Source organism: Achromobacter sp. Marseille-Q0513, from assembly GCF_018195695.1.
Taxonomy (GTDB): domain Bacteria; phylum Pseudomonadota; class Gammaproteobacteria; order Burkholderiales; family Burkholderiaceae_B; genus Achromobacter.
Genome location: NZ_JAGTJY010000229.1, coordinates 1 through 8,410, shown reverse-complemented (window position 1 = coordinate 8,410; position 8,410 = coordinate 1). Strand labels below are relative to the sequence as shown.

Below are 8,410 nucleotides of genomic sequence, written 5' to 3'. Positions count from 1 at the left end.
GCGCCGTGTTGAGCGCGGCGCCGGCGCGCAGCGAGGAACTCAGCATCAGCAAGGCCACGGACAGCTGACGTTCGAACAAGGCGGCGCGCCGACGGATCCGGGCCCGGTGCAAGGCGCGCAAGGGCCATGGAACCGCCCGCGCCGCCCCACGCCAGCGCGCTGCCAGCATCCGGCCTGCCAACAGCGCGACGCAGAACATGGCCAGTCCGGCCGCGATCCCGGTCATGGCCGCTCCGACATGTCGCCGCCCGGATGACGCGCGCCGTCGAACGCCTGGGATGGTGGCGCCTGAAACCAGGCAGGGTCGCACAGCTCTCCGATCTCGTTCCCGGCCCGGGCGAAAGCCGGGAACACCCCGCAAGCCACGAATCCGTGACGGCGATCGAAGCGAAACAGCTCCTGCAGCTGGATGCGGCCGCTTTCGATGCCGGTCAGTTCAACAATGGCCGTCACCAGGCGCCTGCCATCGGCCAGGCGCGCCGATTGCAGGATCAGGTCGACGCTGGCGGCGATATGCTCGCGCACGGCGGCCAGCGGCAGGTCCAGCCCGGCCAGCAGCACCCTGGCCTCCCGGCGCGCCCGCGCCTCGCGCGGCGAGGTCGCCTGCAGCGCGGGCAACGGGCCCTCGTGGCCGGTATTCATCGCCGTGAGCATGTCGAACGCTTCGCCGCCGCGGCATTCGCCGACGACGATCCGGTCCGGCCGCATGCGCAGCGCATTGCGCACCAGCTCGCGAATGTCGATCCTGCCCTTGCCTTCCGGGTTGGGCGGACGCGCCTCCAGCGCCACCCGATGCGCGTGCTCCAGGCGTAGCTCCGCGGCATCTTCGATGGTGATCACGCGCTCGGCCTCGGGGATCTCGTTGGACAGCACGTTCAACAGCGTGGTCTTGCCTGACCCCGTGCCGCCCGAGACGATCAGGTTGCGCCGGGCTCGCACGCTGAACGCCAGGAAGGCCGCCATGGCCGCGCTCAACGAACCGCCGCGCGTCAGTGCATCGAGCGTCAGGCTGCAGCCGGGAAACTTGCGGATTGTCAGGCTCGCGCCCCGGATCGCGGCGGGCGGAATGATGGCGTGCCTGCGCGATCCATCCGGCAACCGGGCGTCGACCATCGGCGCCGCTTCGTCGATGCGACGGCCCAACGGCGTGACGACGCGATCGATCGCCCAGCGCACGGACTGCTCGCTGGAGAACGCGGCCGGATGGCGGTACAGGCGACCCTGCCGCTCGACATAGATCTCGTCGTGGCGGTTCACCATGATCTCGGTCACGTCGGCGGCGGCCAGCAAGGGCTCCAGCGGCCCCAGGCCCACGGCCTCGTCCAGCACTTCCTGGCATAGCGCGGCATGGTCGACGCCCGCCGGCATGTCCTGGTCGTCGGCGACGATCTGCGTCAGCAACCGCCCCGCCTCGGCGCGCAGGGCGCTGTCGCTGGCGCCGGCCAGGTCGCGCCGCCGCAGATCCAGCGCTTCCAGCAGCGCCGCATGCAGGCGCCGGCGATGCGCCAGCCTGGATGCGAACGCCGGCTCGGGCAGGATGTCGGTTTCGCGCGGCAACGGCGCTGCGCCGGAACGCGGCCCTGCCGGCGTGGCCGCAGGCACTCGCGCGTCAGGGACCACGCCACGCGACACCCGCAGGCGGCATGGCCCGATGAAGATATCGTCCTCCGGCAGCACGGCCACCAGACGCTCCACCCTGGCGCCGTTGAGCAGGGTTCCCGACAGCGAATCCAGGTCTTCCAGCAGCACGCCCGTCTCGACGGCGCGCAGCCAGGCATGCCTGCGCGCCACGCGCCAATGGGCGATGCGCAGCCCGCAATGCGGCGCGCGCCCCACCAGCACCGGCGACGGCAGGCTCATCCGGCGAGGCTCGGCATCGGGAAAGCTCAGTTCGATATCCAGCATGGCATCACTCCTGGTTCTGCTGCGTGCGCACGGCAGCGACGTCCGCCCATTGGGACCCGGAGCCGCGGTAGGGATCCCACCCCGCCGCCGGGCCCGGATCGACGGCCAGGGACGACGTGCCCAGGCGGGGAGGTTCGGGAAAAGCCGCGTCGAGCAGGTCCCGGCCGCGCCGCGCCCGCTCGGCCAGGCCGGGATCCTGCGCGGACACAATGCGCGGCGTCACGAAGATCGCCAGCTCGGTTTCGCGTAGCTGATAACGGCGCGACGCGAACAAGGCCCCCAGTACAGGCACGTCCAGCAATCCCGGCAGGCCGCTCACGTCCCGGCCCTGCTCGCGCGACAGAAAACCACCGATGACCAGCGTGTTGCCGGATCGGACGTTGAACTCGGTGGACGCGCGGCGCATGCGCAGCGCGGGTCCGCCCGGCAGGTTCAGGCTGGTGTCCACCGAACTTGCCTCGACTTCGATCAGTGAACGGATCACGTCGTTGCGGTCGATGCGCGGCGTGATCTTGAGCGATACGCCATAGGGTTTGAACACCGTGGCGTTTCTGCCATTGGCGTCGGTGGACACATAGGGCAATTCGCCGCCGGCAAGAAAGGTCGCGCTGGCGCCGCTGCGCGCCAGCAGCTGGGGCTGGGCCAGCATGACCGCCTCGCCGCGCTGCGCCAGCAAGGCCAGGCGCGCCGACAGCAGCGCATTGACGCCGAAATAGCCGGCCGCGCTGGAAACTGGGCCGTTCGTGGCGACCGGCGCTTCGCCGGGCCGCTCCAGACGGCCCGTGGAGCCGCCGTCCCAGGCCAGCCCGACATTCACCCCGCCTTGCGTCAGGCCATCCCACCTCAGGCCGAACTCATGCAGACGCGAGGTCGGGATCTCCACGACCTGCACGTCCAGCAGCACCATGCGGTCCCAGCCGACCTGTCCCGTGAGGTCCAGCACCGACGGATAACGCTCGGCCAGTGCGGCGATGCGGGCGCGGTCCTGGTCGGACAGGTCGTCGCCTTCGATGACGATGCTGCCGCCGACGTGCATGCTCCGGGCCGACGGAATGCGCTCGAGCAGCGCCTCGACCTCGGCGCGTTGGCGCGCGGCGCCTGCCGGCACGACTCTGAACGCATAGGCGCTGGGCCGTCCGGCATCCGTCCAGACGTGCACCGAAGACTCGCCCTCGGCGCGGCCAAAGATGACGATTTCCTGCCCGTCGGCTTCGGCCGCGCGCAATACCTGCCCGTTGCCGACCGCCACGCGACGCACGCCCGGGTGGGACAGCACCCGGCTTTCCCCCACCTCCAGCTCCACCGGGATGGTCTGCGCCTGAACGCCCGCCAGGTAGCCGCACAGGCCGAGCATGGCGGCCAGCCGATAACGGTTCAGCGCCATGCCGCGCCCCCGTCTGCCCCGACGCCGTCTCCGTCACCCGCGCCGCGCGGCGCCGTGCCGCCCAGCCGGTCCCCGTAGAGGATGACCACGCCGGCCGCCGGAGCGGACTCAGCGGGCGTGCCCTGCAAGGCGGCCAGATCGGCAGGCCCCTCGTCGCGCACGGCCACCGCGTCGTCCCGGTGACGCAGCATGGCGGTCAGGATGCCCCCCTGCCGGGCAGCGACGAAGCGCAGGGCATCCTCGGGACTGACCGCCAACATGGCGTTCGCCGTGTCAGGCACACCATCCTCGGCCGGCGCGCTGACGGTCAGGACCCGGGCCGCCTGCAGCACCGGGACGGCCTTGCGCGCGCCGTCGCTGGCAAAGGACGCATAGACGTCGACGCTGTCGCCCACGCGCAGCCGGCCAGCCAGCGGCCCTAGATCGGCGACGGTCACATGCAAAGCGCGCATCCCTGCTGGCAGCGCGAGCTGCGCCGCAGGCGCCGTCGACGCCTGCCCGGCGGGTTGGCCCAGCAGATGAGCCGGCAGGATGATCTCGCCCGCATCGATATCGGCTGACAGCACCGCGCCCAGCAGTGTTTGCGCCGCCAGCGGATCCAGGCTGGCACGGGGCGCCCAGGCCGCGGGAACCTGCCGTCGCTGCAAGTGCGATTCGTCCAGCCGCGTGCCCGCCGCCAGGTCCTCGGCCGCGACCAGTCGTTCGACGACGGGCGCGTTGGCCGCCACCGGCTCGGGCTCGCCTTGTCCGACATGCTCGCGCACCGCCCAGGCCGTGGCCAGGGCCGCTGCCAGCGCCAGCCCGTAGGCGCCAAAACGGCGCCACGCCCGCATCAACAGGGTTTTCATCGTGTCCAGCTCCTGATCCATATGCCGCTGCCCTGTTCCACCGGGGTCGCGGTCCACTGCAATGCCGCGCCGTCCCGCTCCCAGCGCTGCGCCGCGCCTGTCGGAACACGCGCGGCGCGCCAGCCCGCGTCGCGCAGGCGGCGCTGCGCCAAGGCCTGCGCCCGACGCGGAGACAAGGCGCTGCGCCAGATCTGTTCGCGCACCCGGCGGCCGTCTTCCTGGATTTCAAAATCCAGCTTCAGGCTCGCATCCGCGGGCAGCCACGCGGGCGGCGCAAGCGCGACCGGCGCGCCAAGCCGGACCTGGGAAATGCTGCCGACGGTACGCCTCGCCCCCACGGCTTCCATCTGCGCCACCCATTGCGCGTCGCCCACCTTTCCCGACAGCAAGACCTGCCCGGACAACACATGCAGATCAACAAGGGCGGGCTGCTGCCCGGACAGCGAGCGTATGAGTTCCGGCACGTCCTGCGGCGTATCGAACACAAGCACGCCCGCCGGCTGGCCATACAGCCAGAGACGGTCGGCCAACCACTGCCGCCGGGCGCCGGCGGCCAGTTGCAGGTCGGCAGGCGTTGCGGGCCGCGTGGCCGCCGATGCCATGCCATCGGCGACGAGCCCGCGCGCCGCCGCATCCGGCCACAAGGCAGGCACGGTCTGGGCGCCCGCGCGGGGCAACGCGCCAGCCGTCAAGGCCAACGTCGCGGCCAGCGCACAGCGGCATATCTCGGCCACGGAGCCGAAAAGTGAAGCAGGATGGGCGCCGCCCCGTGCGCAGGGCGCGGCGAAGCACCGAGGCAGGAAGAACCGGGGCAGGAGGAACCTCACGGCCGCCCCCCGTCCGCGAACAGGCGGTCGGCCGTTGCGACGTCATGCCATGCCGCGAGCCAATCCATGGAAGGCGCGGGCCGGCCCCAAGGCGACTCGGCCGTCTCCAGCAGTTGAACCATGGCTCGCGCGCGTTCCTGCGAAACCTGCGATACCCGCCGCCACGACAGGTTCGCCGCGCCGACACGACGCTGCGCGTCCGCATCATCCCGTGCATGCCCCGCCCCGCTCAGCACCTGGGCCTGGCGACTGACGCGCAAGCCGGAAAACGGCGGCGGCATGGCGACTATCGTATCGGCGCGTACCTGCACCAGTCGGGCCTCGCCCAGCCAATCGTTGCGCAAGGACTGGCTCGCGGCGGACGCGGAGCCGCCGCGAGCCACCTGCGCAGTGCCGCGCAGGACCACGCCATTCCTCGCGTCGTGCAAGGACATGGCCTGCCCGCGCGCTGCGGCCATGGCGGCCTTGCGGCTGGCATCGCCCAGCTGCATGGCCGCAAGCTGCGCCCGCCCCAGGCCCAGCGCGGCGTGCAGCAACAACGTCAGCAAGGACAGCAACAGCACGGATTCGACCAAGGCCTGCCCGCGTTGCGCGGCGAGCGGAAGGCACACGTCCCTCATGGCCTGCCCTCCTGGCCTTCCTCCACCGGTCCGGCAGCGGCCAGCCGGGCCTGCCAATATGGGCGGAACAAGGTGGCAAGCTCGTCCCGCCCATCCAGGCTCGGCGACGGCCGGACGAAATAGGTCTGCGCCGTGCTGGACGCCACGATGGTCCGTGCGTACGGACTGCCCGGATGCGCAATCTCCGTTCTGTCCTTTGGCGCCAGGCGCGCCTGCACCGTGAAACGCAGGGGAAGCCCCTGCCTTGACCGCGCGACATCGTGGTAGGCGGGCAGCCCCGAGCCGACCGCTAGCCGGCCCTGGGCCATGCCGTAGGAATTCGCCAGCGGATTGCCCGTCCCGGCCACGAGGTCCCAGCCCGCAAAGGCCTGCACCCAGCGCCAGAAGTCCTGTTGCGAGAAGTCCGCCGGCGGCGCATCCGCGTAGCGCAGGCTCGCGGGCGGCGAGCTGGCGCCATCGAGCGCGATGCCCCATCCCATTGCGTACTCGCGAAAATAGCATTTCCCCAGTGCCAACCGGTACCACTCGTCTCCAGCCGTATTTTCAAGCCCATGATATAAAACGGCTTTCGTCCAAACCCGTACCAATCCAGGCCAACCAAGCGCGTGCTGACTTGTACCCTGAGATGTACCCCGGAGGCCCTGCATGGCAACAAACGTCCTGAGCGACCGCAAGGTGGCCACCGCGAAACCGCGCGACAAGGAATACCTGCTCACTGACGGCGCCGGCCTGTCGCTGCGGATCCGGCCCGATGATTCCCGCCTCTGGATCTTTCGCTACACGTCCGCCGCCGGCAAGCCGGCCAAGAAATCGCTCGGCCCTTACCCCGAGGTGTCGCTACAAGAGGCCAGGCAGAAAGCCACCCAGATGCGCCAGCAGTTACAGAAGGGGATCGATCCCGGCTCCAAGGTGGAGGGCCGGCCTGAGACGGTGCGGGCGCTGTTCAACACGTGGGTCGAGGATTCGCTGTCGAACCGCCGCAATGCCAAGGGCGTCTACGCTTGCAAGTCCCGCATGGGTCGTCATGTCTTGGCGGCCGCCGGCCAGGATCGCATCGCCTCGCTGACCAAGGGCAGAATCCTGGATCTGCTTGCGCCGCTCGTGCGCGCTGGGAAAGGCCCACAGGCCAACTGCGTCCTCATCGACATCAAGCAGATGCTGGCCTATGCGGCCGAGCGTGAATGGATCGAGGCCAACCCCGCAGCGCTCATCAAGAAGACGTCGGTAGGCGGCAAGGACGTGGTGCGCGATCGCGTGCTGGACGCGGCCGAAATCAAGATGCTGCGCGACAAGCTGCTGGCGGCCACCGGCATGACACTCTATGCGCAGGCCGCATATTGGATCGCGCTGTCGACGATGGCGCGCGCTGGTGAAATCGCGGCGGTGCGGGAAAGCGAGATTGACTGGGAGGCCCAGGAGTGGACGATTCCGGCCGCCAAGAACAAGTCGAACCGCGAGCACACGATTCAGCTCTCGGACTTCGCCCTCTACTGGCTGACGGTGCTGCGCGAGCAACCACGGCCCGGCGACTACCTGATCCCCGGCAAAGGCGGCATAGGCCACGTCTCATACCGCGCGTTCAGCCACCAGGCCACCATGCGCCAAGCGAGCGACAGCAAGCGCCAGGGCCTGGGCGTGCGTGGCGAGCTGTCGCTACCCGGCGGCCCGTGGACCACGCACGACCTGCGCCGTACCGGGGCGACCATCATGGGCGAGCTTGGCGTGGCCGAGAACGTGGTCGAGAAGTGCCTGAACCATGCCGAGCAAACGCAGCTGGTGAAGGTCTACCAGCGCCAGAAGATGCTGCCCCAGCGCCGCGAGGCGTTCGACATGCTCGGCGCCTACCTTACCAAGCTGGTCGGCGACCCGAACAATTGGGGGCCGGTTAAGCTGAAGCCCGGACGCCCGAAGGTTGTGCCGCTGCGCGCCGCGTCCTGACCCGCACTATACTGGCCCTTCCCCCTGGCAGGAGGCGCCTATGTGCGGTCGCATCGTCCAGAAGTCTGGGCCGCTCGACTATGTCGAACGGATCTTCCCCAACCTGCATCGAATCTTCGATGACCCGGCCGGCCCGCGCTACAACATCCCGCCGGGCACGCGCCCGCTGACAATGCACCGGCTCGCGGGCGCCTTTGACTTGGACCGGCAGCATTGGGGATGGCGGCCGTCTGGCTCGAAATACCTGATGTCGAATGCCAGGTTGGACAAGATCCAGGCCAACAAATGGCCCTGGAAGCTGCTCACGGGACATGGCCGCATCCTTGTGCCCGCGGACGGGTGGTATGAGTGGCAAGCGCTCGACAGCAGCCCGAAGCCACCGAAGCAACCGTATTTCATCCATGCGGCCGACAGCGCCCCGCTGTTCTTCGCCGGCCTGAGCAATTGGCGGCCGGGGACGGAAAAGGACGAGGCCCACGGCTTTGCGATCGTCACCGACGATTCAGCCGGCGGCATGGTCGACGTTCACGACCGCCGGCCTGTTGCGCTACCGGCCGACCTGGCCATCCACTGGCTAGACCCCGATTTCCCCGTGACGCAGGCTCTGGAGCTGCTGCAGCACGGCCTGCCGGAAACGGCGTTTCAGTGGCATCCGGTTCGCCCCGAAGTCGGCAACTCGAAATACCAGATGCCGGATGCGATCGATCCAGCGCCACCAATCTGACCCTAAAAACTGAAACCGGGGCCAAATTGCAATAGGACACTGCCGGATTACACTGGATACCCAGCCAGGTGTTTTGCCATGCCTTTCCGCCCCGCCCTCACTGCCGACGAGCTGCGCGAGATCCGCGAACGCCAGCCCTGGAACCCAGACGTCTTGACGCTACT

At 69.4% G+C, this 8,410-nt stretch carries 9 protein-coding genes; 2 read left to right on the top strand and 7 right to left on the bottom strand.

Features of this window, described 5'->3' with window-relative positions:
• The 7 genes from KDH83_RS27720 to KDH83_RS27690 form a co-directional block, all read right to left on the bottom strand.
• Window positions 1–226: hypothetical protein (locus KDH83_RS27720; protein ID WP_212321636.1), on the bottom strand; the 226-nt coding region annotated here is incomplete at its 3' end.
• Complete coding sequence (locus tag KDH83_RS27715; RefSeq protein ID WP_212321634.1) at window positions 223–1,905, bottom strand: ATPase, T2SS/T4P/T4SS family; 1,683 nt, start codon at window positions 1,903–1,905, stop codon at window positions 223–225. The genes KDH83_RS27720 and KDH83_RS27715, both read right to left, overlap by 4 nt.
• 4 nt (window positions 1,906–1,909) lie before the next feature.
• Window positions 1,910–3,259 carry a pilus assembly protein N-terminal domain-containing protein gene (locus KDH83_RS27710; RefSeq protein WP_249205398.1) on the bottom strand — a complete coding sequence of 450 codons (1,350 nt, stop codon included), beginning with the start codon at window positions 3,257–3,259 and terminating at the stop codon, window positions 1,910–1,912.
• A 20-nt stretch (window positions 3,260–3,279) separates the two neighbouring features.
• Window positions 3,280–4,137, bottom strand: a complete 858-nt coding sequence (cpaB, locus tag KDH83_RS27705; RefSeq protein WP_212321629.1) for a Flp pilus assembly protein CpaB — start codon at window positions 4,135–4,137, stop codon at window positions 3,280–3,282.
• Entirely contained in the window at window positions 4,134–4,829 is a 696-nt protein-coding gene (locus tag KDH83_RS27700) for a hypothetical protein (RefSeq protein WP_212321626.1), read from the bottom strand. Before KDH83_RS27700 ends, cpaB begins: the two co-directional genes overlap by 4 nt.
• Before the next feature lie 131 nt (window positions 4,830–4,960).
• The gene (locus KDH83_RS27695; RefSeq protein WP_212321624.1) at window positions 4,961–5,584 is read right to left on the bottom strand and encodes a pilus assembly protein; all 624 of its coding nucleotides are present in this window, start codon (window positions 5,582–5,584) and stop codon (window positions 4,961–4,963) included.
• On the bottom strand, window positions 5,581–6,063 hold the full coding sequence (locus KDH83_RS27690) for a hypothetical protein (RefSeq protein WP_212321623.1): 483 nt from the start codon (window positions 6,061–6,063) through the stop codon (window positions 5,581–5,583). The genes KDH83_RS27695 and KDH83_RS27690 overlap by 4 nt, the downstream gene beginning before the upstream one ends.
• 166 nt (window positions 6,064–6,229) lie before the next feature.
• Between KDH83_RS27690 and KDH83_RS27685 the strand changes: the two genes are divergently transcribed.
• Window positions 6,230–7,522, top strand: coding sequence for a site-specific integrase (locus KDH83_RS27685; RefSeq protein WP_212321622.1), 1,293 nt, complete (start codon window positions 6,230–6,232; stop codon window positions 7,520–7,522).
• 40 nt (window positions 7,523–7,562) lie between these two features.
• The gene (locus tag KDH83_RS27680; RefSeq protein ID WP_212321621.1) at window positions 7,563–8,246 is read left to right on the top strand and encodes an SOS response-associated peptidase; all 684 of its coding nucleotides are present in this window, start codon (window positions 7,563–7,565) and stop codon (window positions 8,244–8,246) included.
• The last annotated feature ends 164 nt before the right edge of the window (window positions 8,247–8,410 follow it).